Source organism: Brevibacillus sp. NPDC058079 (assembly GCF_042885155.1).
In the GTDB taxonomy this organism is placed as follows: Bacteria; Bacillota; Bacilli; order Brevibacillales; family Brevibacillaceae; genus Brevibacillus.
Genome location: NZ_JBHVSO010000011.1, coordinates 18,230 through 44,516, shown reverse-complemented (window position 1 = coordinate 44,516; position 26,287 = coordinate 18,230). Strand labels below are relative to the sequence as shown.

24 protein-coding genes and 1 other RNA gene are annotated in these 26,287 nt (G+C 48.3%); 9 read left to right on the top strand and 16 right to left on the bottom strand.

Going from position 1 to position 26,287, the window contains the following annotated elements:
• Positions 1–7: 7 nt before the first annotated feature.
• Positions 8–700, bottom strand: a complete 693-nt coding sequence (locus ACFVS2_RS27205; RefSeq protein WP_390239515.1) for an MBL fold metallo-hydrolase — start codon at positions 698–700, stop codon at positions 8–10.
• A gap of 98 nt (positions 701–798) precedes the next feature.
• Positions 799–1,578, bottom strand: coding sequence for a 4'-phosphopantetheinyl transferase family protein (locus ACFVS2_RS27200; RefSeq protein ID WP_390239514.1), 780 nt, complete (start codon positions 1,576–1,578; stop codon positions 799–801).
• A 276-nt stretch (positions 1,579–1,854) separates the two neighbouring features.
• Here ACFVS2_RS27200 and loaP point away from each other — a divergent pair, with 276 nt between their 5' ends.
• Complete coding sequence (loaP, locus tag ACFVS2_RS27195; RefSeq protein WP_173616943.1) at positions 1,855–2,385, top strand: antiterminator LoaP; 531 nt, start codon at positions 1,855–1,857, stop codon at positions 2,383–2,385.
• 387 nt (positions 2,386–2,772) lie between these two features.
• Here the strand turns inward: loaP and ssrA are convergent.
• The 4 genes from ssrA to secG form a co-directional block, all read right to left on the bottom strand.
• Positions 2,773–3,128: a transfer-messenger RNA gene (gene ssrA / locus ACFVS2_RS27190) on the bottom strand.
• A gap of 158 nt (positions 3,129–3,286) precedes the next feature.
• Positions 3,287–3,760: an SsrA-binding protein SmpB gene (smpB, locus tag ACFVS2_RS27185; RefSeq protein ID WP_173616944.1), complete on the bottom strand. Its 474-nt coding sequence runs from the start codon at positions 3,758–3,760 to the stop codon at positions 3,287–3,289.
• Between the two features lie 148 nt (positions 3,761–3,908).
• Entirely contained in the window at positions 3,909–6,431 is a 2,523-nt protein-coding gene (gene rnr / locus ACFVS2_RS27180) for a ribonuclease R (RefSeq protein WP_390239513.1), read from the bottom strand.
• A 142-nt stretch (positions 6,432–6,573) separates the two neighbouring features.
• Positions 6,574–6,816 (bottom strand): preprotein translocase subunit SecG, encoded by a 243-nt coding sequence (secG, locus tag ACFVS2_RS27175; protein ID WP_007728789.1) that lies wholly within the window; start codon positions 6,814–6,816, stop codon positions 6,574–6,576.
• 281 nt (positions 6,817–7,097) lie between these two features.
• Here secG and ACFVS2_RS27170 point away from each other — a divergent pair, with 281 nt between their 5' ends.
• From ACFVS2_RS27170 to ACFVS2_RS27150, 5 genes are all read left to right on the top strand, one after another.
• A complete protein-coding gene (locus ACFVS2_RS27170; RefSeq protein WP_007728788.1) occupies positions 7,098–7,493 on the top strand; it encodes a YqzM family protein in 396 nt (131 codons plus the stop codon).
• Between the two features lie 82 nt (positions 7,494–7,575).
• Positions 7,576–8,328 (top strand): ABC transporter ATP-binding protein, encoded by a 753-nt coding sequence (locus ACFVS2_RS27165; protein WP_390239512.1) that lies wholly within the window; start codon positions 7,576–7,578, stop codon positions 8,326–8,328.
• Complete coding sequence (locus ACFVS2_RS27160; protein ID WP_173616947.1) at positions 8,325–9,089, top strand: ABC transporter permease; 765 nt, start codon at positions 8,325–8,327, stop codon at positions 9,087–9,089. Before ACFVS2_RS27165 ends, ACFVS2_RS27160 begins: the two co-directional genes overlap by 4 nt.
• Positions 9,090–9,195: 106 nt before the next feature.
• Complete coding sequence (locus tag ACFVS2_RS27155) at positions 9,196–9,720, top strand: RNA polymerase sigma factor (protein WP_390239511.1); 525 nt, start codon at positions 9,196–9,198, stop codon at positions 9,718–9,720.
• Entirely contained in the window at positions 9,710–10,948 is a 1,239-nt protein-coding gene (locus ACFVS2_RS27150; protein ID WP_390239510.1) for a YjgB family protein, read from the top strand. The genes ACFVS2_RS27155 and ACFVS2_RS27150 overlap by 11 nt, the downstream gene beginning before the upstream one ends.
• Before the next feature lie 41 nt (positions 10,949–10,989).
• Here the strand turns inward: ACFVS2_RS27150 and ACFVS2_RS27145 are convergent, their stop codons facing one another.
• On the bottom strand, positions 10,990–12,000 hold the full coding sequence (locus ACFVS2_RS27145) for an ABC transporter substrate-binding protein (protein ID WP_390239509.1): 1,011 nt from the start codon (positions 11,998–12,000) through the stop codon (positions 10,990–10,992).
• A 183-nt stretch (positions 12,001–12,183) separates the two neighbouring features.
• On the opposite strand from ACFVS2_RS27145, the gene ACFVS2_RS27140 reads away from it, so the two are divergent.
• The 3 genes from ACFVS2_RS27140 to ACFVS2_RS27130 all read left to right on the top strand — a co-directional run bounded on the left by ACFVS2_RS27140 (position 12,184) and on the right by ACFVS2_RS27130 (position 15,636).
• Positions 12,184–13,191: a FecCD family ABC transporter permease gene (locus ACFVS2_RS27140; RefSeq protein WP_173616951.1), complete on the top strand. Its 1,008-nt coding sequence runs from the start codon at positions 12,184–12,186 to the stop codon at positions 13,189–13,191.
• Positions 13,191–14,228, top strand: coding sequence for a FecCD family ABC transporter permease (locus tag ACFVS2_RS27135; protein ID WP_390239508.1), 1,038 nt, complete (start codon positions 13,191–13,193; stop codon positions 14,226–14,228). Before ACFVS2_RS27140 ends, ACFVS2_RS27135 begins: the two co-directional genes overlap by 1 nt.
• Before the next feature lie 580 nt (positions 14,229–14,808).
• Complete coding sequence (locus ACFVS2_RS27130; protein WP_007729437.1) at positions 14,809–15,636, top strand: ABC transporter ATP-binding protein; 828 nt, start codon at positions 14,809–14,811, stop codon at positions 15,634–15,636.
• A gap of 192 nt (positions 15,637–15,828) precedes the next feature.
• On the opposite strand, the gene eno is transcribed toward ACFVS2_RS27130, so the two are convergent.
• The 9 genes from eno to rpoN all read right to left on the bottom strand — a co-directional run bounded on the left by eno (position 15,829) and on the right by rpoN (position 26,072).
• Entirely contained in the window at positions 15,829–17,115 is a 1,287-nt protein-coding gene (gene eno / locus ACFVS2_RS27125; RefSeq protein WP_173616953.1) for a phosphopyruvate hydratase, read from the bottom strand.
• A gap of 87 nt (positions 17,116–17,202) precedes the next feature.
• Positions 17,203–18,744 (bottom strand): 2,3-bisphosphoglycerate-independent phosphoglycerate mutase, encoded by a 1,542-nt coding sequence (gene gpmI, locus ACFVS2_RS27120; RefSeq protein WP_390239507.1) that lies wholly within the window; start codon positions 18,742–18,744, stop codon positions 17,203–17,205.
• A 12-nt stretch (positions 18,745–18,756) separates the two neighbouring features.
• Positions 18,757–19,515: a triose-phosphate isomerase gene (tpiA, locus tag ACFVS2_RS27115; protein WP_390239506.1), complete on the bottom strand. Its 759-nt coding sequence runs from the start codon at positions 19,513–19,515 to the stop codon at positions 18,757–18,759.
• A gap of 24 nt (positions 19,516–19,539) precedes the next feature.
• A complete protein-coding gene (locus ACFVS2_RS27110; RefSeq protein ID WP_390239505.1) occupies positions 19,540–20,721 on the bottom strand; it encodes a phosphoglycerate kinase in 1,182 nt (393 codons plus the stop codon).
• A 99-nt stretch (positions 20,722–20,820) separates the two neighbouring features.
• Positions 20,821–21,825, bottom strand: a complete 1,005-nt coding sequence (gap, locus tag ACFVS2_RS27105) for a type I glyceraldehyde-3-phosphate dehydrogenase (RefSeq protein WP_390239504.1) — start codon at positions 21,823–21,825, stop codon at positions 20,821–20,823.
• Positions 21,826–21,844: 19 nt separating this feature from the next.
• A complete protein-coding gene (locus ACFVS2_RS27100) occupies positions 21,845–23,209 on the bottom strand; it encodes a Na+/H+ antiporter NhaC family protein (RefSeq protein ID WP_390239503.1) in 1,365 nt (454 codons plus the stop codon).
• Positions 23,210–23,227: 18 nt separating this feature from the next.
• The gene (locus ACFVS2_RS27095; protein WP_173616958.1) at positions 23,228–24,253 is read right to left on the bottom strand and encodes a sugar-binding transcriptional regulator; all 1,026 of its coding nucleotides are present in this window, start codon (positions 24,251–24,253) and stop codon (positions 23,228–23,230) included.
• A 167-nt stretch (positions 24,254–24,420) separates the two neighbouring features.
• A complete protein-coding gene (locus ACFVS2_RS27090; protein WP_390239502.1) occupies positions 24,421–24,699 on the bottom strand; it encodes a glutaredoxin family protein in 279 nt (92 codons plus the stop codon).
• Positions 24,699–26,072, bottom strand: coding sequence for an RNA polymerase factor sigma-54 (rpoN, locus tag ACFVS2_RS27085; RefSeq protein ID WP_390239501.1), 1,374 nt, complete (start codon positions 26,070–26,072; stop codon positions 24,699–24,701). The genes ACFVS2_RS27090 and rpoN overlap by 1 nt, the downstream gene beginning before the upstream one ends.
• Positions 26,073–26,287 lie beyond the last annotated feature (215 nt).

The window sequence follows — 26,287 nt, the reverse complement described above, 5'->3', positions numbered from 1 at the left end:
CTCCGTTTTACTTTCGTCTCTCTCTCGCATCCGAGCCATAGCCTTGAGCATGACGCATTCGGAACGAAATGAATTGCGCGCGATTCACAAGGTGAAAATAGATGTTGTTCTCCAATAAATACCAAAGCGGATATCCAGGCTCTTTCCCGTATGAATGTCCAGGATAGACTCTGGCGTAGATCGGCACGGTGTCTCGTATTTTTTGCAAGCTGTCAAACATATCATCCGGATTTCCGCCGGTTGTATCGCATCTGCCGCAACCTTCGATAAATAGCGTATCTCCTGTTATCAAACAACCGGATAATAGATAACAGGCGCTTCCGGCAGTATGGCCCGGCGTAAGCATACAGGTAATCGTGGTGTTTCCCAGCGAAATGGTATCTAGATCGTTAAACGTATGTAAATTGGGAGCAGAAAACGCGTAATACCGCGCTTCCTTCGCTGATATGTACACCTTGGGCGCATACCGTACACTTAGCAATTCCACAAGATTTACGTGATCAAAATGGGAATGAGTTAACAAAATGGCATGCAGCTTAACGTCCAGCCCTTCGATCACCGTCAAAATTCGATCGAGCTCCCAAGAAGGATCTACAAGAGCGGCCAGCTTTGTCGCTTTATCGACGATTAAATAATTGTAATTGGACAATTCATTGAGATAGCTCGTACAAATGGTATGGATCTGATAGGAATCGCTCATTGCAGCTAACTCTCCCTTCAGGAGCAAAACCCAAAACAAAAAGCCCCACTAAGTGGAGCTCATCCTTCGAAGCATAATTTTTTCTATAAACACGGCTTTTATTTTATAGTTGCACTTCGTTTACGGCAGACGCAATCGAATGCCAGAAAATGATTTTGCATTTGCAAGGGATCTAAATGCCACTCGCTTTTGCGAGGGGCTACGATTGACCAGACGTAGCCGCAAGTCAGGTATGTTTTGGCGCTGTACTGCGGAAAATGCGTGAACGTACTCACATAAAACCCGTCGTAAGTCTGAATCGTTTCGATCTCTAGCAATTCTAACGGGATGGTAAGTCCCGTACGGAGCACCTTTGACAGCGCCTCTTTGCTGGACCACAACAACGTTAACAAGAATGCTTTGCTGCTAATAACAGTTGCGCCGCTCTCCATCTCCGCCACTGTCATTTGACTGGCCATTGTTTCGTTTCTTGACGGATTGATGGCTTCCACATCGATTCCCATTGGGCTCCCTTCGGGGAAAACAATAGCAGCTCCCACGCATTGGCAATGAGAAATGCTGACCGCTAATTTATCCGGGCTGCCGGTATGAAGAACTGGCTGTCCGAAGACTCCCCGGCTAATGGTTATCTTTGTTAAATCAGACCGGCTCATCATTGTCGAAGCCGCTCGTTTGGCAGCTATTCTGCCTAACAAATAATTTCTTTTTCCGACATCAAATGTCAATTTTTTACAATATTCCATTTCGTCGAGGCCGAATATAAGCGGATCTATCCCAGGTTCCTTATCCTCGCTGATATGAACGAAGCTTAGCCCGGCGTTCATGGTTAGATCGGACCTATTCAACACGATGCATTTCTCGAACGAACGCCACTGCAAAGATGACCACCACCCAAAAATGGACATGACGAGACATTTCGCGGCTATATAGCAGCAAAAAAATGCATCCATAATATTCAGAATCCAAAGCGAACTAACGTGCCGTAACAACGATTAGTTCGTGCCCTTTTGGACTATGTACAAAGATTGTTTAGTTAATTATAATATTAAAATATGTATCTTATTGTACCACAATTTCAAAATTATGTCGATTTTTAAAAATTATGTCGAAATAAATGTAATATTTTCAACTTACATCCTATGAGGAGGCAATCGATGAATTGGTATGCCCTTTATGTAGAGACCGGATACGAAGAACGAGTGGCCAAATTTCTTTCGGATAAATTCTCTTCTCGCCAATTAAGGGCCGTTGTACCGAAAAGAAGGCTTCCTGAACGAAAACAGGGTCTTATTACCCACCCCTTAAAAATTATGTTTCCGGGTTATCTACTCATCCAAACGAATATGGACACGAAGACATACTACGACATTAAAGAAACCCCTAGAACTTTCAGACTCGTAAATAACAATAAGCAGATAAGACAACGATCGGATGGTTTACTGCAAGTGTCTGAAATCGAAGAAGCAGAAATCCGTCCGATTTTAAAAATGCTGGACACAGACGGGGTACTCGGATATTCAACCTTAATGATTACCGACTCCAAAATTACCGTCAAAAAAGGTCCCCTTGCCGGAAAAGAAGGAATAATAAAGAAAGTGGATCGGCGAAAGAAAAGAGCCAAAATTGTAATCGACTTTCTAGGAGACGAGAGAATGATTGACGTTGGAATTGAAATATTGGAATAAATATTCATATAGCGCAGAAAGGCTGCCGAATCAATTACCTGGCAGCCTCGTGTTGTGTTTTATTTAACTATCGCTCTCCGTTAGCGGAATGACTGTGGAACCTCCTGTCATAACTTGATAAGTATCGAAATATAATAAAAACCCGACCTGAAGGTCGGGTTATTTCTTAAATCGCAATAATTTTAGTTTAATATAATAATGATATACCAAGACTTTTAGCAAAGTTAACTTGAGTCATATTATGTTGTTTCTAAAAGTCCCTTATGCCCGAATATAAATAAAAAACTTAAAGCATATGTTTGCCTAAAGTTTTTTAAAGCAGAATCTTGCCGTTGCGGCAAATATATGGTTTAAGTTACACCTCATCAGGGCTTCACTTTATGTATTTGGTGGAGGCGGGGGGATTCGAACCCCCGTCCGAAAACAGCGATACATGAGCATCTCCGAGCGCAGTCACTCATTTAAATTTCGGTACCGGATTCGCGGAGTGACGCGCTGACCCGTTACCTAGCCTGATTGATCTTCTTCCTTCGGCTCCAGGCGGAAGCCTCCGGCGTATCCCACTAAAGTTGAGCGCTAGTCATGCCACATGGGCGATGGAATGGTAGCGCCTCACTGGTTATTAAGCAGCGAGAGAAAGTTGTTTGTTGCCAGTTAATGGCGTTCCGCGTTGTTGACGAGGTCCGCAGCCCCCCGGCTCGCTTCTCATGCTCTACCATCCCCGTCGAATCCAGAACGCCCCCAGGTAGGTGAGAAAAAGTCTAGGTGAAGAGCCATTAAATCCGCACCTAGACTATATTATAACTAACAGTGTATTGGCTTGTTGTTGCTTATTAAATATAGCACAGGCGACAACCAAAACTCAACGTTGATTGCTACCAAGCCTGCCAGTGCAATCCAATCAAACCTTCTGACGTTCGCGCAGAGCACGCTCGATATCACGCGCAGACTCTTTTTTCTTGAGGTCTTCACGCTTGTCGTAGTTCTTTTTCCCTTTGACAAGTGCGAGCTCGACCTTGGCCCAGCCACCCTTCAAATAAATGCTGAGCGGGACCAGCGAGTACCCTCTTTCGCGAATCAGACCATTGAGCTTGAGGATTTCCAAGCGGCGCATCAGCAGCTTGCGAGTCCGTTCTGGCTCATGGTTAAAACGATTTCCCTGCTCGTATGGACTGATGTGCACATTGTACAGAAGCAATTCGCCATCCTGTACACGGGCGAAGCTGTCCTTGAGCTGGACACGCGCCGCACGCACGGACTTGATCTCCGTACCGGTCAGCTCAATGCCTGCCTCGTATACTTGCTCGATGTGGTAATCGTGGCGCGCTTTTCGGTTTTGGGCGATTGTCTTGGTTCCGGCCTTATCTTTTGACATGGAGATCACCTCACTTGTACGTACTGCGTTTCGTACCAGTTAGTCTAGCAAATTTTGCCCATTGTGGCAAGTCATTTACCCGGTAAATAGCCATCCCCGAAAAGGGGACCCGATCGCTCCGAGTACTTTTCGGGGATTAAACAACTGTTTAACGGCGTTTCCGTTTCACCTGACTGGCTACATTTTTGCGATTCTTTTTCTTGGACTTGACGAGATCTTCCCAGAATCCCTTCTGGCGTTTCGTTGGGGTATCCCCTTCTCCTGTACCAATTGGCAGCACTTCTTCACCGCTCGAAGCTTTGCCCGATCCAGCACGACGAGGAGGTTTGTTCCCTTCCGCTTTACGGCGATCCTTGTATTTCTGACGGATTTCCGCCGGATGCTTTTTATCCTTTTGACGATCTGGTCTGCCTGGACGATCTGGACGATCTGGACGGCCTGTACGTGAACGATCTTGTTGCTTGCCACGTGTCGGCTTACGGTCTCCACCGCGACCATCTATTACGCGAGGCGCACGCTCACGGCTACCGCGGAAGCCAGCCTTCGGCATCCCGACGACTTCGAAGTCGATGGTGCGTTCATCCACGTTGACATTCGCTACACGTACCTCAACGACATCGCCGATCCGATACTGCTTGCCTGTACGCTCACCGACCAGTGCGAACATTTTCTCATGGTAATGATAGTAGTCGTCGGTCAAAAAGCTGACGTGCACCAAACCTTCAATCGTGTTAGGCAGCTCGACGAAAATTCCAAACGAAGTGACGCTGGAGATGACGCCTTCGAATTCTTCTCCCACTCGTTCCAGCATGAACTCCGCTTTTTTCAGATCGTCTGTTTCACGCTCGGCATCGACAGCCAATCGTTCACGCTGTGACGCATGCTCTGCGATTACTGGCATTTGCTCTGCCCAGTACCCCAGACGTTTTTCTGATATTTGATTCCCTAGCTCGATCCATTCGCGAATGCGACGATGTACGATCAGGTCGGGATAACGGCGAATCGGCGAAGTAAAATGGGTATAAAACTCCGTAGACAAGCCGTAATGCCCCAGACTTTCCGCGTCGTAGCGCGCTTGCTTCATCGACCGCAGCATGACGGTGCTGATAATAATTTCTTCCGGCGTTCCTTTTACCTCTTCCAGCAACTGCTGCAACGCACGTGGATGAACAGAATTGCCCTTGCCGCGGATCGAGTAGCCAAAATTCGTGATGAACTCCATGAAGGCCATGAGCTTTTCAGCGTTCGGGTCTTCGTGAATCCGGTACATGAACGGCTGCTTCATCCAGTGGAAGTGCTCTGCCACCGTTTCGTTGGCTGCGAGCATGAACTCTTCGATGATCTGTTCCGCAATCGATCTCGTACGGAAGCCGATTTCCGTAGGGGTTCCCTCTTCATCGACGTAAATTTTCGCTTCGCGGAAGTCAAAGTCAATGGCACCACGCTGCATCCGTTTCTTACGTAGCGTCAGGGCCAGGTTTTTCATTTCCTCGAACATCGGGACGAGCTGGCTGTACTTCTCGATCAGCGCTTCGTCCTTTTCGTCCAAAATACTTCGTACATCCGCATACGTCATGCGCTCATCTGTACGAATCACGCTCAAAAATATATCGTACTTAACGGTGTTCCCGCCTGCATCCATCTCCATATCACAAGAAATCGTCAAGCGATCCACCTGCGGATTGAGACTGCATATTCCGTTGGACAAGCGATGTGGCAGCATCGGAATGACGCGGTCAACTAAGTAGACACTGGTACCACGACGATACGCCTCATTATCCAGCTGGGACTTATCGCGAACGTAGTAGCTCACGTCAGCGATATGCACGCCGAGTCTTACGTTTCCATTTGGCAGCTTCTCAAGAGACACAGCATCATCCAAATCTTTGGCATCTGCTCCATCAATGGTGACCATCATCCGATCACGCAAGTCACGACGACCCTTGATCTCTTCCTCGGATATCTCATCTGGTGCTGCCTCAGCCTCAGCTAATACGTCCTCAGGAAAAGCCTCAGGCAAGTTAAACTTGCGGATGATCGACAGAATATCGACGCCCGGATCGTTCTTATGTCCGAGAATCTCGACGACTTCACCCTCTGGATTCACACGTCCCTCTGGATAGCGAACGATGCTCACGACTACCTTGTGACCATCTACTGCTCCGTTGAAGGAGTCTTTCGGGATGAAAATATCTTTGCCGATTCGTTTTTCGTCGGGGATGACAAACGCGTAATGCCTCTCATCCTTGAATGTCCCTACTACCTGCTTGATTCCACGCTCGACAATGCGAATGATCTGCCCTTCCAGACGATTGCCGCCTGCTTCTTTTTCCACGCGGACAAAAACCGTATCGCCATGGAGCGCTCCATTCATATCATTCGCATGTACGTATACGTCATCCATGTCAGGTGTCTCCGGGATCACAAATCCAAAGCCCTTCGGATGACTTTGCAGACGTCCACGTACCAGATTCATTTTTTCAGGGACGCCGTACCGATTCGCTCTGGTGCGGATCACCTCTCCGCTCGCTTCCAGTGCATTCAGCATTTTCACAAGCTCCTTGAACGTGGCAGAATCCTTAATTCCAAACGCTTCTTCCAGTTCCCTCACCGTCATCGGGTGGTATGCTTGCTCTCGCATAAACGCGAGTATTTTTTCTTGGTCTTCCATTCACAAACCTCCTTTTTCGCGTGGCATTCCCGCGTTTCTCCATGACCATCCTATTATGTAGTATTCACCGTTCCCGCATATCGCAATCGGAATAGAGAAAAAGACAGCAAGTTGCACTCGCTGTCTTTCGGCCATTCGTCTATTACGCTCCTGATTTCAAGAAATACCCGAGCAAAATCGCAAAAATCATGAAGCCAACCGCAAATACAACGGTCAGTTTCCCTAAAAGTGCGTCAATCCCGCGGGCTTTTTGTTTGCCCATCAGTTGCTCAGCTCCGCCACCAATCGCTCCGGAAAGGCCGGCACTTTTTCCCGATTGCAGCAACACGACGATAATTAAGCCAATACTTGCAATCACAAGTAAAATTTTCGCAGCCAATGCCATTTTCATTCACCTCAAAACGTATTTCCAAGGCGGAAAAAACCAATACAACAACTTTATCATACTTGTCTGGTAACAGCAACCCGCTATCCCTTCCATTATAAGAGAAATTCTTTCAAATAATATTGACCGTTATAAGGTAGAATAACAGCAACGTGTTTTTACGAAAAAATGGCAAATTGTGTACTTTCTTTGTCTTGTTTGGTAGTCGCCTTGATATTGTCAAACTTTTGCCGTAAAATTACCATGAAACTTTATAATTTGCTTTGGGAGGTCTTTGTCAGATGGCTGGGTCCAACAAAAAAGACATGAATCAAAACGATGTAATTGATTCCGCGAAGGCCTTTTTCACTTCGTTTGGTATCTTGTTTCTAGTTTTTCTCATTGCACTTGTAGGATCAATTATTTTTCCACCAAAACATGGGGAAGAGGCCAATGGTGGCGGCGCACCAACTGCACAAATTGACGCTGCTGCTGTATTTAAACAAAATTGCGCTTCCTGTCACGGTCAAAATCTCGAAGGCATTGCAGGTCCAAATCTGACGAAAATTGGAGCAACGCTCAGCGCTGACGACATTGCTAAAATCATCAAAGACGGTAAGGGCGGCATGCCTCCTGGAATGCTGAAGAAACAACCAGAAATTCAAGCGGTTTCACAGTGGCTGTCGGAGAAAAAATAAGTACATAGATAGCCTGTAGGAAAGAAACACCGAAGACTCGTCCTCTTCGGTGTTTTCCGCGTTAATGGGGAGGCTTTTACATATGACCATCAAGATTGAAGCTTTAGGGAAACAAATACACTCTCCCACGAGTACATGGTTGTTCCGTGACGTAAACGCTAGTATTAAAGAACCTACGATTATTGGAATTCTGGGAAAATCAGGTCAGGGAAAAAGCACCTTGCTTCGTATTTTGGGTCGTCTTCTACAACCTGACGCCGGTACGGTTTTCTTGGAGAATAAAGAAATGTCACTATGGGACGCTAGAGCTTGGCGAATGAAAATCAGTTATGTGGCACAGCAAGCCGTTATGCTGCCCGGCAACGTGGAAGACAACCTACGGACAGTGAGCAGCCTGCATCAGCGTCCTTTTGATAAGAAGCTCGCTTCTGACTTGATGGAGCAGTTATATATGGAAGAGATCGATTGGTCAAAACCAGCCGCTCAACTGTCTGGCGGAGAAAAGCAACGGCTCGCTCTCGTTCGCAGCCTGATGCTTCAGCCACCTGTCCTGCTGCTGGATGAGGTCACCGCTTCACTCGATACGAAAAGCAAGCAGGCTGCTGAGCGGCTCCTCGTCGATTTGCACCGCCAAACGGGTACGACCTTAATTTGGGTCACACATGATTTAGAAGAAGCGCGAGTCGCTTGCAAGCGCATTTGGTTTATGGCCAACCACCAGCTCGCAGAAGACGCTGAATGTGAAGCGTTTTTCCACTCTCCCCAATCCGTTGAAGCTCGTGAATTTTTGCAAGATGGAAATGTCCATGCTGGCCTAAGTGAGGTACAGCGATGACGCATACATTTACGTTTTCATACATGTGGCTACTCTTTGCCTATGCCTTTGTTTTCATCGCCCTTCTGCTCTCCGTTTGGCAGAAGCTCGGCTTGGAAAAAGACATTTTGATTGGCACCATCCGCTCTACCGTTCAATTGCTCGCAATCGGCTACGTCCTACATTTTGTCTTTGCTGCCGATAGTGTCTGGTTTATTTTATTAATCATTCTCATGATGATCTCGGTCGCTTCATGGAACGCTGCCAGCAGAGCGAAGCATTTATCGGGGATCTTTTGGCGGATCTCCCTTTCACTTGCGATAACAGAGATCATCACCATGGGACTGTTGGTTGTGCTCGGGCTTGTCTCTCCTACGCCGCAGTATCTCATACCGATGAGCGGCATGATTATTGGCAGCTCCATGATCGTCACGAGCCTTTTTCTCACACATATGAACAGAGAAGTAGAAGCCTCTCGTGGGGAAATCGAAACACTGCTTTGTCTGGGAGCCACTACACGCCAAGCCGTGCATGTAGTGTTGAAGCGCGCGGTCAAAGCGAGCATGATTCCTACCTTTGACACGATGAAAACAATCGGACTCGTCCAATTGCCAGGGATGATGACCGGAATGATCGTCGCTGGTGCCAGTCCTATCGAGGCCGTACGCTATCAAATCCTCATTATGCTCAGCTTCAGCTCCTCTGCGGCCATTTCGGCGGTTCTGATCAGCATGCTCAGTTATCAGCTCTGGTTTACGCGTGATTCCATGCTCCACTCTTAAATACACACACTGTCGGATACAGCTTCCGGCAGTTTTTTTGTTTTTGTAATGAAATGCACCCTGAGTCGTCAAATTACAAGTAGAACGTACAAAAGGTGGTTCAGCTATGGACAAAAACGGTTTAATGGAACAATGGTTCCTGCGCTATGGCGATGATATTTACAAATTTCTTATTTACTACACAGGAACCCGCGATGTAGAAGACCTCGTTCAGGATGTCTTTTTAAAAGCGCTTAAGTCTCTAGATGCATTCGAAGGCAGATCGCAACCGAAAACATGGCTATTGACGATCGCGAGAAATACCGCCATCGATCATAAACGAAAGCAACGTCTTCGTAATTGGCTGCCAGATAAATGGCTGGCGAACGTAGAGGCGGAAGAGAAAACACCGGAAGAAATTCTGCACGTACATGAGGAGCAACAAGCACTTTACCATGCAATCCGTGAGGTAAAACCCGCTTTTCGCGAGGTGCTCATTTTGCGTGGAGTCAAGGGACTGTCCTCCAAGGAGACGGCTGAAATACTTGGGTGGTCCGAAAACAAAGTAAACGTGACACTGCACCGCGCCATGAAAGCCGTCAGGGAAATACTTGAGCGTGAGAAAAAGGAGATGATTGGCGATGCGATCTAATTCAGACCATGACTTACTAGCTAAATTGAAAGGGATGCCGGATATGAAAATGAGCGGAGAAAAAAATCACGAGATCGTTTCTGCTATTCGCCAAACAAATGTGAGTAAATCTGGAGGGACTGCTTCATTTCGTGGTTTCTCTGCACTTGGCAAGGGCTTGGCCCTCTGCTCCGTACTTGCTGTGACCGTCTGGCTGGGAGCCTCACTCCTTACGAACCAACAACAGAGCACATTACCAGACACCGTTGCGCCTATTGCTCCTGGCTCTCCTACCGCTTCTCCGGGACCGGGTCCTAACAACAGCGTAACAACTCAGCCTATTCCGCAGTCAGAGGAGCTATTGTCACAAATTCGCTCAAATGCTAAAGAAGGCAGAGTCATCTCCCTTCCTTTCGTTCTGGAAAAAACGGTAGATGACGTAGAAAAGGGCTGGGGAAAGCCTGAGAAAACCTACACAGCAAATGGACTAATCTACTCCGCCTACCCGAAAAAAGAAGTCGTGTTTGGCTACAACAAAGGCATGCAGCTCGTAGACATGCACAGGACAGATTCACGTTTGCAGCAAATCAGCCTGTCTGCCGTCGAAAAGAGCTGGGGAAAGCCGGGGCGTATCAGCGAGTTTGGCGATCATACGATTTATACCTATGATGTGACGAGCAAATATCAGGTCAAGCTGATCTTCCGAGGAACAAAAAGCACGAGCAAGGAAGACCTGATTCTTGTTGAATACCATCTGTATTACCCGCAAGGAAACAAAAATCTCATGCTGTATGCGGACAATGCCGAGTTGTTGCAAAGCGTGCGTGATCTCGCCGGGAAAGGCCAAATCTTTGGCAGTCCGTATCGTTTGGAAAAGGATGTCTTCGATGACGCAGAAAAACAGCTGGGCAAACCGGATGTCGTCTCCTTCATCAATGGCATCACGTACAATACGTACCGGGATCTCAATCTAGTCTTCGCCTTTAACAAAGGAATGCAGATCGTTGATATTCGTTCCTATGATCCACGCCTGCAGGCAATCACACTTGCCGAGGTGCGTGAAACACTTGGGGAGCCAACTAGCAAAACCACAACGGGCGGCCAAACCATCTACACCTACAAGGTAACCCCTGATTATGATTTGAAATTCATTTTCTCAGGTATCATGACCGATGATCCCAACACCCTCTATATCGATCACGTAAACATTTACTACCCGCGAGGAACATTCAATAACATGGCGGGATAACAACAAAAAAAAGACGGGAGCATCAGTCCCGTCTTTTCTTATTATTTACCGATGATGTAGCCTTCCAGCTCATCCAGTACTTTATTGGCTGCGATTACGCCACCGGAAGTATTCCAGATGGTGTCATCCACTTTGAATGCTTTGCCCGTTTTCACGACGTTCAGGTTTTTCCACAGAGAATCGTTCGTCCACTCTTGCTCCAGCTTGGAAGCCTCGCCTTTGCCTGTTTCGTACGTGAAGTAGAACATGATGTCGCCGTCCATTTCTGGAATGCGCTCTTTCGTAACTTCTGCTGCGAAATCGTCTTTGTCTTGGGAAGCTGGACGTGCCAGACCAAGGTCTTTGAAGATCGCGCCAGTGAAGGTGTTTTTGTAGTAGATGCGAACTTTGCCTGGCATGAAGCGTACAACGGATACTTTCGTGTTCAGCTTGTCGCCAGCTTTTGTTTTGAATTCTTCTACGCGCTTGTTCCAGTCAGCGAGGACTTTTTCACCCTCAGCCTTTTTGTTTACTGCTTCTGAGAACAAGGAGAAATTTTCTTTCCAGTCGCCGCGTGGCTCATCAACGAATACGGTTGGAGCGATTGCAGTCAATTGTTGATAAATTTTTTCGTGACGGAATTTCATACCCAGAATCAGGTCAGGTTTCAGTGCAGCAATTGCTTCCAGGTTAGGTTGACCTTCTGTACCTACGGATTTTGTCCCCTCAAGGAAAGACTTGGTGAAATCGTAGAATTGAGTAGGATCAACGGTCGAACCTACAGCCCCTACTGGTTTCACACCGAGAGCCATCAGAGTTTCAGTACCTTGGTTAGTCAACATGACGATGCGTTCTGGTGTACCTTTAATGGTTGTTTCGCCCATCGCGTGCTTCACTGTGTAGCTTTGGCCGGAACCCTCCGAATTGCCTGTTGCTTGATCAGCAGGCTTTTGTTCTGCCGGCTTTTGCTCACTTGCTTGCGGAGTACCACAACCAGTAACAACCAGCAAGAGCGCCATTAAGACAGCAAAGAAAGCTTTACCGCCTGCGGTCCGATATGTACGAGATAACATGATGAAAGGACCCCTTTCCCTTTTCTATAATGAGAATTCATATCAATGACAGAGTCTATCCTACTCCCCTGCTTGTCAAAAGTCAATGACAAAATGATAATGACTATCAACGTCATTGACACTTCCTTTATGTAGCTCTACACTTAACTATGAAACCATCTAAGAAATAAGGATGTAGCCATCATGAATTCTTTTTTAGCTAGCAACTTTCGTAAAATTCTGGGAGTGGTATTCGCCCTTTTCCTCCTGACTTACCTCAGTTATGCCAGCCTCATCTTTGGCGTCATTGACACGAGTTGGCAAACTGCGATTGATGCCTACACGAATTTCAACGGCTCCAATGAGCACATCGTCATTAAAGAAGTGCGAGTACCGCGTGTGCTCAATGCGCTTACAGTCGGTTTCTGCCTCGGCTTGGCCGGAACTCTGCTCCAATCCTTGACGAGAAACCCTGTTGCAGACGTTGAACTGTTCGGTCTTAATGCAGGTGCTTCTCTTTTTGTTGTGTTCGCCGTTACTTTTGTCGGGATCAGCTCCTTGACCCAGTTTACGTGGATTTCCTTTTTAGGAGCCGCTGTAGCAGGTTTGATCGTCTACTTGCTCGGTTCATTCGGCAGAGATGGGCTATCGCCTGTGAAGCTGGTTCTAGCGGGTGCAGCTATCACCGCTTTGGCTTCCTCGATCCGACACGGCATGATGGTCCTGAATGAAAAGGCTACTGATGAGGTGCTTTTCTGGTTGGCGGGTTCCGTTGGAGGCAGAAAGCTGGAGTATTTAGCCACTGTCTTTCCTTATATGATCATCGCTTGGATCGCTGCTTTTGTCCTCGCACGTCCGATTCAAACGTTGTTGATGGGTGATGACGTAGCAAAAGGTCTCGGACAACGCACATTATTGGTCAAATTCAGTGTTGGAATCGTCATTGTTCTCTTATCCGGTTGCGCGGTTGCTGTTGCTGGACCTATTGGTTTTGTCGGATTGGTCACTCCGCATCTGGCTCGCTATCTAGTCGGAATCGATACACGCTGGGTGCTTTTGTACAGCGGTCTGCTTGGTTCCATCCTGCTGCTGTTAGCAGACATCGGCGCTCGCTATATCGCAATGCCTGCTGAAGTTCCTATTGGAGTAATGACAGCCCTGATCGGGATTCCGTTCTTCATCTATGTCGCACGCAAGGGGCTGGATAAATAATGAAAGACTACCTGTCTCTTCGTATCGGCAACCGCTTTTCATCGCTTCAGCTACATAAAAAGACGATCTGGTTTTCGCTACTCGCCTTGCTGATCGTCATCGCAGTGGCGGTTGTCAGTCTCGGAATGGGTGAAATGAAAATCGCCCCGCTCGATGTAGTAAAAGTTTTGTTGGGAATCGGTTCAGAAGAGAACGCTTTGATTGTGGAGCAATTTCGCCTGCCGCGCATCGTCATTGCTATTCTGGTAGGTGCCGCACTCGCCGTTGCTGGTGCCATTATGCAGGGTCTCGTCCGCAATCCGTTGGCTTCCCCGGATATTCTTGGGGTATCAGGTGGAGCATCTGTGTTTGCAGTCGGCTTCTTGATCCTATTTGAAACAGCGAGCATCAAGTGGCTTCCGCCCATCGCTTTTTTGGGAGCAACATTGACGACATTCCTGCTGTACGCTCTCTCTTGGAAAAAAGGCGTCACGCCGCTTCGTCTCGTCATGATCGGTGTTGGAATCAAAATCGCAGCGGGTGCCATTGTCACCATGCTGATCATGTTCAGCCCGTTTTTGCTGCAAAATAAGGCATTGCTCTGGCTGACAGGAAGCATCTACGGCGTTGCCTGGAACGATGTATTCATGATTTTGCCGTGGGTCGTCGGACTGATTCTCGTAGCCGGCTTACTTGCTAGACGCGTGAACATTCAACAGCTCGGCGATGATCTGGCGACGAGTCTCGGCAGTTCCTTGCAATTGGATCGCTTCCTCCTACTCATGATTTGCGCGGCTTTGACGGGAACAGCCGTCTCTGTTGGAGGAGATATCAGCTTTGTGGCTTTGCTGGCCCCACACATTGCCAAGCAACTGATTGGTCCGTCCTTTGGCGGTGCCATGACACTCTCGGCTTTCTTGGGTGCCATTATCGTATTGCTTGCGGATTTGATTGCACGCATGGCTTTTTCACCAATCGAAGTGCCTGTAGGGGTATTCACCTCTGCCATCGGCGCTCCGTTTTTCATCTACTTGCTGTATAAAAACCGAAATCGCTAGTAAAGAACTTTGTCCCGCTGTGGTGGGGGGGAGGAAACAGGAGAAAACGCTCAGCTTCTTGGGCCACCCGCTGTGGGATGGACTGCCCGACTCCATGAAAAAAAGCGAAACCCGCGTCCAAAGTAGCCATTTCACGTTGTGTCTCAGAGGTGGACGCTAAAAGCGCGTTTCTCTTTTTTTCATTGCGTCTCGGTCGGCGTCCCAAAGACCTTCGCTTATTTCTCCTGTTTCCTCTACGAGCTTTCCATGTTATCCATGTTTTTAAAGATTGAAAAGATTGAAGAACGTCATCAGTTACGACAGAGAAGAATATTTCCAGACGTAGCGACTTGTGGAGTCCTACCGAGCGGAGAAGGGATTCGCGGGCAACAGAAACGCAACCTGCCCATGCTACGTAGCGGCTACCACTTTTGCGTTTCCCCGCGAATCCCTTCGGAGCGGACAGTCTAATCCCCCCAGTGGGACGAAGCCTGGAGCCTAGACTGGAAATATTCTTCTCCCCACCGCAGCCACATCGGGCCTTCATGCGCTCTCGAATCAATTTTTTACATTCCTATACGTTGAAAGGAGTCCAACCCATATGCAAGCTTTGGAAACCCAACGGCTTACGTTATCGTACGGAGAACGCAACATCATTGAAGCATTAGATTTAAACATCCCGCGTGGAAAAATCACAGTTTTCATTGGCAGTAATGGCAGTGGCAAATCGACATTGCTGCGCTCTCTGGCACGTTTACTCAAACCAAAGGAAGGCGCTATCCTGCTTGAAGGAGAATCGATCGCAAAACGCTCTACCAAAGAGGTAGCCAAACGTCTTGCTATCCTTCCCCAAGGCCCATCTGCACCAGAAGGATTGACGATTCTGCAATTGGTCAAACAAGGACGCTATCCTTATCAAAACTGGCTACAGCAATGGTCAGAAGAAGACGAGCAGATGGTCAACAAAGCATTGGCGGCTACTCAACTCACCGATATGGCTAACCGTGCCGTCGACAGTCTCTCTGGCGGACAACGTCAGCGCGCCTGGATTGCTATGACGCTCGCCCAAGGAACCGAAACGATTTTGCTGGATGAGCCTACGACTTATTTGGATATGTCGCATCAGATTGAGATTTTGGACCTGTTGTTTGAACTGAATCAAACGGAACAGCGCACCATTGTCATGGTTCTCCACGATCTGAATCTCGCTTGTCGCTATGCCCACCATATCGTTGCCGTGCACAATCAGACCGTAGTGGCAGAGGGCGCTCCAAACGAAGTGCTGACGACCGACCTTGTCCGTACGGTATTCGATATGGATTGCCAAATTACGCAAGACCCGCTGTACGGAACTCCTATGTGCATCCCGTACAGTAAAAGTCGCCTGGGCACTGTGCAGACCGAACGAAAAGCATTCGCCATGTCATAAGCGCCAAACAACAAAAAGACTGTCCATCGAGTAGTATGGGCAGTCTTTTTTCGTATGCAAAAACTTGAACGGGCAACGAATGGAGGCTTCCGGTGGCAGGTTTCTTCCATCCTATAAAAAACAGCGGCAATCCCGGACTTTTTTTTGCGTCCTGGACTGCCGCGTGCTCTTTTTATCTATCAATCATACTGCTTACTTCTTCAGGTTGTAGAATGCAGAACGACCGCCAAAACGAGCTGTATCAGCGAGTTCGTCTTCAATACGCAGCAATTGGTTGTACTTCGCTACGCGGTCAGTGCGGGAAGGCGCACCAGTCTTGATTTGACCTGCATTTGTAGCGACTGCGATATCAGAGATGGTAGAGTCTTCGGTTTCACCGGAACGGTGGGAAATCACCGCAGTATAGCCAGCCAGCTTCGCCATTTCGATTGCTTCGAATGTTTCTGTCAGCGTACCGATTTGGTTTACTTTTACCAGAATGGAGTTACCAGTAGAGGTCTCGATTCCACGTGCCAGACGCTCTGTGTTCGTTACGAACAAGTCGTCACCTACCAGCTGAACTTTGCTGCCCAACTTGTCAGTCAGCGCTTTCCAGCCATCCCAGTCGTCTTCAGACAGACCGTCTTCGATGGAGATGATTGGGTATTTGTTTACCAGCTCTTCGTAGAACGCGATCATTTCTTCAGTTGTTTTCACAACGCCTTCGCCTTCGAAGTGGTATTTGTCATCTTTGAACATTTCTGTAGCTGCTACGTCCAGCGCGAGGAACACGTCTTTGCCTGGCTCATAGCCTGCTGCTTTGATCGCATCCAAAATGGTTGTGATCGCTTCTTCGTTGGATTTCAGGTTTGGAGCGAAGCCGCCCTCATCCCCTACTGCTGTGCTCAGGCCTTTTTCACCCAATACTTTTTTCAGGGAGTGGAAAATTTCCGCACCTGTACGCAGTGCTTCCTTGAAGGAAGTAGCACCTACTGGCATGACCATGAATTCCTGAATGTCTACGGTGTTGTCTGCGTGCTTACCACCGTTCAGGATGTTCATCATAGGAACTGGCAACATTCTCGCGTTGAAGCCGCCGAGGTAGTTGTAGAGAGGAACGCCGAGAGAATCTGCAGCTGCACGTGCTACTGCCATGGACACGCCGAGAATCGCGTTTGCGCCCAGCTTGGCTTTGTTTGGCGTACCGTCGAGCTGAATCATCGCCATATCGATGCCGACTTGATCCAGGGCATCCATGCCGATCAGTTCAGGAGCAATGATTTCATTCACGTTCTCTACGGCTTTCAGAACGCCTTTACCCAAGTAACGGGATTTGTCACCGTCGCGAAGCTCAACTGCTTCATACGCACCTGTAGACGCTCCAGATGGAACATCTGCGCGACCCATCGAGCCATCTTCGAGATACACTTCTACTTCCACAGTTGGATTACCGCGGGAGTCCATAATTTCGCGTGCATAAATGTCAGTAATCATTGCCATTTCTCGTCCATCTCCTTTTTTCATGTGCACTTACAATCTATTTTTCGATAAACGCCAAGCTACCCTTACAGTGTGTCCCAGTAAAGCCTATTTTGCAAGTAACGATTTGCCTGTCATTTCGACCGGTTGCGCTACCCCCAAAAGCTCCAAAAGCGTTGGCGACAAGTCGGCCAAAATACCGTCTTCGCGCAGAGCAGCCCCGTCTTTGGTCACGATTACAGGCACCGGATACGTACTGTGTGAAGTAATCGGACGTCCCGCTTCATCCAGCATCAGATCCGCATTTCCGTGGTCAGCCGTGATGACGGCTACGCCACCTTTTGCTACGATTGCATCGACTACTCTGCCCAAGCATGCATCGACTGTCTCGACTGCTTTGATCGTCGGCTCCATCATACCGGAATGACCAACCATGTCGCAGTTTGCAAAGTTCAGGATGATCGCATCAAAATTATCTGCCTCGATCTCAGCGACAACAGCGTCTGTCAGCTCTGGTGCACTCATCTCTGGCTGCAAATCGTACGTCGCCACTTTTGGCGAAGGAATCAAGATTCGTGTCTCACCTGGAAACTCCTTTTCACGCCCGCCACTGAAGAAGAACGTCACGTGCGGATATTTCTCCGTCTCGGCAATGCGCAGCTGCTTCAAGCCTTGCTGGGAAAGCACCTCTCCCAACGTGTTATCCAGATTGGAAGGCTTGTAAGCGACATACCCGTCAACCGTCTCGGAAAAATGCGTGAGGCACACAAAATGCAGATCGCGTGGGCGCTCATCTCCGCGGTCAAAGCCACGGAAATCTTCATTCGTAAAGGCTTGCGACATTTGAATCGCACGATCCGGGCGGAAATTATAAAAAATAACTGAATCGCCGCTTTGAACGGTCGTCACTGGTTTTCCTGCCTCATCGAGAACCACCGTCGGCATGACGAATTCATCCATGATGGACTTTTCGTAGGATTCCTTTACCGCTTGAACCGGATCACGATAAGCCGGAGCATCTGCGTACACCATGGCACGATACGCCTTCTCTACACGCTCCCAGCGTTTGTCACGATCCATCGCATAGTAGCGGCCTTGTACGGTAGCAATACGGCCAACGCCGATCTCTGCGATTTTAGCTTGCAGCTGTTCGATATAGCCCACTGCACTGTCAGGCGATACATCGCGACCATCGAGAAAACCGTGGATGAACACATCTGCAAAGTCCTGCTTTTTCGCCAACTCGAGCATCGCAAACAAGTGGTTAATGTGACTGTGTACACCACCATCGGACAAAAGCCCGAACAGATGGAGCTGCTTGCCGTTTTGCTTCGCGTGCTGGAAAGCAGCGATCAGTGTTTCGTTTTCAAAAAAAGCGCCTTCTTGAATCGACTTGGTAATGCGCGTCAGATCCTGATAAACAACACGCCCTGCCCCGATATTGAGATGGCCTACCTCGGAGTTCCCCATCTGTCCTTCTGGCAGCCCAACAGCCAGCCCACTTGCCTCCAGGGTCGCGTGAGGGTATTGATTCCAGTAACGGTCAAAATTCGGCTTGTTGGCTTGTGCTACTGCGTTTCCATGCGTCTCGTTACGCAGAGCAAAACCATCCACAATCAAAAGGGCAACCGGTTTTGGTCTTTGTGCCATTGCTTTCTCCTCCTATCGCGACGTAGCTCCTGCCACAAGCTGCAAGTAACTGTCCGCTACGAGACTCGCTCCACCGACCAATGCTCCGTCGATATCCGGCTGTGCCATGTAGCTTGCGATGTTTTCCGGCTTTACGCTTCCGCCGTATTGAATGCGCACTTTCTCGGCTGTCGCTTGTCCGAAGCGTTCACCGATTACACGGCGAATAATAGCAATCGTTTCATTCGCATCCTCTGCCGTGGAAGACTTGCCTGTGCCAATCGCCCAAATCGGCTCGTATGCAATAACGGTATCCGCCACTTGTGCAGCGTCCACTCCAGCAAAGGCACCTTCTGTCTGCGTACGGACTACGTCAGCTGTCTCGCCCGCTTCCCGTTGCTCCAGACTCTCGCCTACACACACAATTGGTACGAGACCTGCTGCTAATGCGGCTACAACCTTTTTGTTCACAGTCTCATCTGTTTCATTGAAATATTGACGGCGCTCGGAGTGACCAAGGATCACGTACTCCACACCGATTTCTTTCAGCATGGACGCGCTGATTTCCCCTGTATAAGCACCTTGCTCTTCAAAATGCATGTTTTGCGCGCCGATGGCAATATCCGTGCCCGCCAGCTCTTCCTTAAATGCAGCCAGCGCTGTAAAAGGTGCGCAAATGACTTTTTGTACCCCGGAAGTATTGTTGCCTGCCTTGGCTTCCTGCGCAAACGCTCTTGCCTCGGCCATCGTTTTGAACATCTTCCAGTTCCCCGCGATAATTGGTGTTCGCATGCAAACTCCCCCTCTTCGCTCTTATTAGTTATCTGCCAACACAGCTACGCCTGGCAGTTCCTTGCCTTCCATGAATTCCAGGGACGCTCCGCCGCCTGTAGAAATGTGTGTCATCTGCTCGGCTACGCCTGCTTTCTCCACAGCTGCTACGGAATCACCGCCACCGATGATGGTTGTTCCGCTGCATGCTGCCATCGCCTTGGCTACGCCAATCGTGCCGCCTGCAAAAGCATCCATTTCAAATACGCCCATCGGACCGTTCCACACCACTGTTTTGGATTCTACAATGACACTGTGGTACTGCTCGACTGTTTTTGGCCCGATATCGAGTGCCATCCAGCCGTCTGGGATCGCATCAATTGCCACGACCTGCTTTTCTGCATCTGCCGCAAAACGGTCAGCTACGACAACATCAACTGGCATCAGCAATTGAACGCCGCGCTCTTTTGCCTGACCCATCAACGTACGTGCGAGATCGAGCTTGTCGTCTTCACACAGAGAAGCCCCAATGCCGTAACCCTGTGCTTTGAGGAATGTATTCGCCATACCGCCACCAATAATCAAGTGATCGACTTTGGTCAACAAATTTTCAATGACAGCAATCTTATCTTTTACTTTTGCACCGCCGACAATCGCTGTAAACGGACGCTCTGGATTGGACAGGGCTCCGCCCATAAAGCGAATCTCCTTTTCCATCAACAAGCCCGCAACTGCTGGTATGTACTCAGCGATTCCCGCTGTAGAAGCATGTGCCCGGTGAGCTGTCCCGAATGCATCATTCACAAACAGATCAGCCAAGGCCGCAAAGCTTTTTGCCAGTTCTGGATCGTTCTTTTCTTCTCCCGCATGGAAGCGTACGTTTTCCAACAGGATGACGTCGCCAGACTCCATCCGTTCTACTGCCGCTTCTACGTCAGCACCATGGCAATCCTCCAGCTTACGCACGTCCTTGCCCAAGAGCGAAGACAGATGAGCTGCGACAGGAGTAAGACGCATCTCTTCCACTACTTGGCCTTTAGGACGCCCAAAATGGCTCGCCAGGATTACTTTGGCTCCTGCCTCCATCATGAAACGGATGGTTGGTACAGCAGCACGAATGCGTGTATCGTCGGTGATTACCCCGTCCTGCATCGGCACGTTAAAGTCGACACGGCAGAATACGCGCTTGCCTGCCAGCTCAACATCGCGGATAGATTTCTTGTTCATGAACGATCCTCCCAAATCATTGGCTTTTTATTCGGAAAAAAGATATGGGAAAAGGGAGATTGCTCTCCCTTTTTTTCCACAACAGTTCTATTTTACGTGTTAGAAGCCGCGCTGTGCAACATAATGACACAAGTCTACGACACGATTGGAGTAACCCCACTCGTTATCGTACCAGGAAACGACTTTCACCATGTTTCCTTCCAGTACCATTGTAGACAAAGCATCGATTGTGGAGGATGCAGGGTTTCCATTGTAATCAGACGATACGAGCGGCTCTTCGGAGTAGCCGAGAATGCCTTTGAGTGGGCCTTCTGCCGCTTCCTTCAGAGCGTTGTTGATTTCTTCAACAGTTGCGTCTGTCTTCAACTCAACTACCAAGTCCACTACGGATACGTTTGGAGTTGGTACGCGCATTGCGAAACCATTCAGCTTGCCTTTCAGCTCAGGCAGTACGAGTGCTACCGCTTTTGCCGCTCCTGTAGAGGTTGGAATGATGTTCTCCGCAGCTGCACGGGCACGGCGCAAATCTTTGTGCGGCAGGTCGAGAATTTGTTGGTCATTGGTGTATGAGTGAACAGTTGTCATCAATCCGCGCACGATACCGAATTTTTCATTGAGGACCTTCGCATATGGCGCCAAGCAGTTCGTTGTGCAGGACGCGTTGGAGATCACAGTGTGTTGTGCTGGATCGTACTTGTCTTCGTTTACACCGATTACGACTGTAATGTCTTCATTTGTTGCTGGAGCAGAGATGATGACTTTTTTCGCGCCACCTTCCAAGTGCTTCGCTGCATCTTCGCGCTTCGTGAAGCGTCCAGTCGATTCCACTACGATTTCAACACCGTAATCTGCCCACTTGAGTTGAGCTGGGTCGCGCTCTGCCAATACCTTGATTTCTTTGCCGTCAACGATGAGCGTGTTTTCGAAAGCTTCAACGCTCACGTTCAGAACACCATGAACTGAGTCATATTTCAAAAGGTGAGCCAGTGTGTGTGCATCTGTCAGGTCATTGACCGCCACGATTTCTACATTCGGATTGTTCAGTGCTGCACGAAATACGTTACGACCAATACGACCAAATCCGTTAATACCTACTTTTACCATAATGTATACCTCCTGCTCATTAGCTAGCTTTATTCTTCATCGCGAGAAACCTGCCCTCTGGCGAAAACCAGCGGGTCGATAATATCGTAACAATCGGTAATAAGATTGGAAAAAACACAAAGGGTAATGTCTGGATCGTCGAAACACCTAACGTGAGTGCCATCATCATCGATAGTCCGTTCCATGGGATCAGTACAGGCATGACAACTGTGGAGTCCAGCATCGTCTTGCCCAATAACTCGCGCCCTCCCTCCCATTGGGAGAACCTCCCGAGAAGAGTCGAGCCTAGAACCAGAATCGGAATGGTTTGATTACAACTGATGATGACCACTAACAACGACAATGCCGTTGCCTTCGCTACCAACACCGTCTTATTTTTTGTATGACCCATCATTTTGTCTACGATGGGGGTTAATAAATTGGCTCTGTTCAAAATGCCGTTTAAAAAGCCTGCGAGAATGATTAACGCCAGAACACTGAAGATGGCGAACATCCCGCCCCCATGGACCAATTGATCCAGCGGCGTTCCTGAATGAAGCTCAAATCCATATAGCATCGATGTAAAAAACGCCTTCACATCCAAATTCCCATTGATCCCGACTAGAATCGCACTGGCTCCGATACCGAAAAGCAATGCCTTCACTGCTTTTACTCTCAGTGCAAAAGAGGCAATTAATACGACGAGAGGCAGCATGAGCAGCCAATGTACAGAAAAATGACTGACTAACAGCTCTTGGTACATCTGAATGGTATCCGTCGAGTTCGCCTGAGATCGAAACAGATCAAGGATCAGGAAAAGTAACGCGCAAATCACTACCGTAAGCAATGCAGGACGCCGTATTTTTCTTTCCTGCTCTTCTGTCATACCGACATTCGAAAGCACCAGTAATCTACTGCTGGATATCGGTGAGAAACGTTCCCCCACCATCGCTCCAGAGATGAGCGCACCTCCTACGATTGCAGGTGATATCCCTGCTGCTTGGGCAATGCCCATCAGAGACAGCCCAATCGTACTCAGCGTACCGATTGATGTACCCAATAAATAACTGACGCCTGCGGTCAACAGAAAAGAGAGAACGAACAAATACTCGACATTCACAATCGATAATCCGTAGTAAATGATGGCGGGAATAGTTCCTCCCATCATTAATAGCGGGATCAAGAGTCCTACTAAAAACAAAATCGTAAGGACTGGCTTTGCCTTTTGGACACCTTCCCAGCCAAACACGAACTGCTGCATCCACGGATAACCCAATCTTTTTACACTAACCAGTGTGACCAAGATCGCAAAAACAATCCCCCATGCAATCGGAAAACCGAGCGATAGGCTCAAAATGATACCAGCGATCATTGCCAAGATGGGTGTTACCGATGTGATAGACATGCGACCGACTTCCTTCCGTTACAATCGTGTGGACAACAGCGTATAAGCTGCCCCTTCGTCCGTAATGAGTACATTCTGACACGATTGCTTAGCAAAGGAAAGAATCGCTTTTGCCTTGCTTTCGCCCCCCGCAATGGAGAGCACAGTTTCTGCCTTGTGCACTTCCTCTAGCTGTAAACCAATTGTCGGCATTCTGTGGACCGTTTCTCCCGCTTCATTAAAGTAGTAGCCGAATGCTTCTGATACAGCACCCGTTTCCACTAATTCTGCGAGTTCTTCCTCCGAATAATTCCGCCTTCTCGCCATCGTGACGGCATCCCCGATCCCATGCAAAACGATTCGAGTTTCGCCCAAGAGAGACAGCACATCTTGTACTTGCGGCTCTTTAACCAATGTCTGCAAGGCTTCTGGATGAAGGCGATCCGGTACGTGAAGAAGCCGATAAGAAGCACCTGTTTTCGCTGCCATGGCGGAAGCGAGCGTATTCGCTTGCAGCTCTACGCGTTCTCCCAGTCCACCGCGAGCAGGGACAAACTGAACGTTTTTGAACGAAGCAGAAGGCATCAGATGACTTGCTACGCTGGCGATGGATGAACCACCTGTTACCGCTACAATGTCTCCTTCTTGCACGACCTGTTTGAGGATCCTTGCCCCTACCCGTCCAAGCTCTTCCTTTACCCAAGGCGATTGGTCTGCATTGCCCTGCACCACAATGACTTCTGATATGCCCAGCTTTTTTTGCAGTCGCTCCGCCAAGTCTGTAAGGCCGAATAGCTCTCCGACGAGAGGCTCCATGTCGTCCAAGACTTGTTGTCCTTCTTCACTCAGGCTCATTCCCGCAGCCGTTACATGAAGGAGCCCCGTCTCTTTTAGCAGTTCCACTTCTGCCCGCAAAATACGCTCAGTGGTATCCATGGCTTGAGCAAGACCTCTTCTGCCAATCGGCTGCAAATGATAGATGGATCGGAGCAACATGTACCGCTGACGCAAAACCTGAATCAAGTCAGGCAACAATTTTTGTTGCAGTTCCAGTAAACGTCGCATTTTGCCTTCTTCCTTGGTTACAAATTGTTGATCGGGACGTTTAATGTCCCTGTATATACATTTTATGTCCCGCTTGGTGCAAAAAAAAGATCACTTGCTACGACTTGAATGTATCATATTTAACAATATCTTGCAAGTTCCCGCGAACCCATATAAAAAAGTGCCACTCATGACCGAGCGGCACGTCTATGTAATTCGTTTCGCAGCTCCTCGAGCGTCACCACATGTGTAATGGAACGAAATACGATCTCTCCATCAATCTCGACTACTGGAATGACAAACATCATTTCTTCATGTAAGACTGGATCACTTTCAATATCAACGATGTGCATGCGAAGGGGGAACTCCTCCGCCAAACTGCGGATGTAGAGCTCCACCTCGTCGCACAAATGACATTTATTTCGTCCGTACAAGACCATTTCAAACGTTTTTTCATTCATTCCCATTAAAACCTCTTTCGTTTAGCCGACGATGGGATCAGCATTTCTTCCCGGTACTTGGCAACCGTGCGGCGGGAGATTTCAATCCCCTCTGTAAGCAGCATCTCACCCAGCTTTTGATCAGATAACGGAGACTTCCGATCTTCTTGCTCGATCAGTGCTTTGATTCTGCGCTTCACACTCTCAGAAGAAGTCGCTTCCCCGCTGGAAGTAGAGAGTGCTGACGTAAAGAAATACTTCAGTTCAAAGATTCCGCGCGGTGTCTGGACGTATTTGTTGCTAGTTGCCCGGCTGATCGTCGATTCATGCAGGCTCACCCGCTCTGCTATTTCCTTTTGTGTCATGGGCTTTAAATAATGAATCCCCCGATCAAAAAACTCCCGTTGCATATCGAGGATGGCCTGTGTTACACGCATGAGCGTCAGGCGGCGCTGCTCTAGACTTTTTGCCAGCCACATGGCGGCATTCAGCTTATCGTGAATGAACTGCTTGGCTTCATCTTGACTTTTTTGCTGGCTCAGCATTTTTTCATAAAAGCTGTTGATTTTCAGCCGCGGTGCAGCAACATCATTGACCAATACCACATAATCATTCCCGACCTTCTCTACTGTCACATCTGGAATGACATATCTTGTCTCTACTGTGGAAAAGGCCGCCCCTGGACGCGGATTCAGCGTACGGATCAGGTCTGCCATCGCCTGTACCTCTTGCGGTGTACATCCGATTTTGTCTGCAATCCGCTGATAGCGATTGTCCGCTAAATCTTGCAGGTGGTTGCGAACGACCTGAACGATCTTTTCGTCATCGAGTGCCAAATGCCCGAGCTGTAGCAAAAGACATTCTTCCAAGCTACGTGAAGCTACGCCTACTGGATCAAAATGCTGCAAAACGGACAACACGTCCTCAATCTCCAGCATTTCAGCACCCAGGCGCGCACTCGCTTCCTCCAGTGTAATTTCCAAATATCCTTTCTCATCTAGATTCCCGATCAAAAAGAGAGCGATCTGTTTTTGCAGCGACGAGAATCCTTTTACATAGCCAAGTTGACGCTCCAGATGTTCGTACAGCGTCTCCGCACCTTGCTGGACGTAATCCAGCGGATTGTAAGTGCTTTCATTTTTCGACGAAGGGTACTCACCTGTCGCGCGATTGCCCACAATTTCTTTCCAGTCAATCTCAGGAGCTGGTTTCTCTGCTTTTGCAGAAGCGACTTCTCCAGCCACTTCAAGGTCAAAAACAGGATTTTCATTGGCCTGGTCCTGCAAATAGGAGATGAGATCAATGGCTGAATACTGCAATATGGTAATCGCTTGGCGTAATTCCGGCGTCATCACTAATTTCAGTGTTTGTTCTTGAAATAACCCCAATCCCATGTTCATGAAGCTCGCCTCCTTCGCACTTGCTCATGCTGCTCGATGACTCTTTATTTTCATTATATTCGTTCTCTCATGCAATTTTCCTGCCAAATTGATGAAACAGAACACAAAAAATGGCGAAAGATCTTCACCAATGGACTTTTTCACTCTCGCTTACCTTATCGCTAGTTTTTTCTGCTGAACTACTTTTTTTCGTTTGCATTGAGATTCTCGATGTT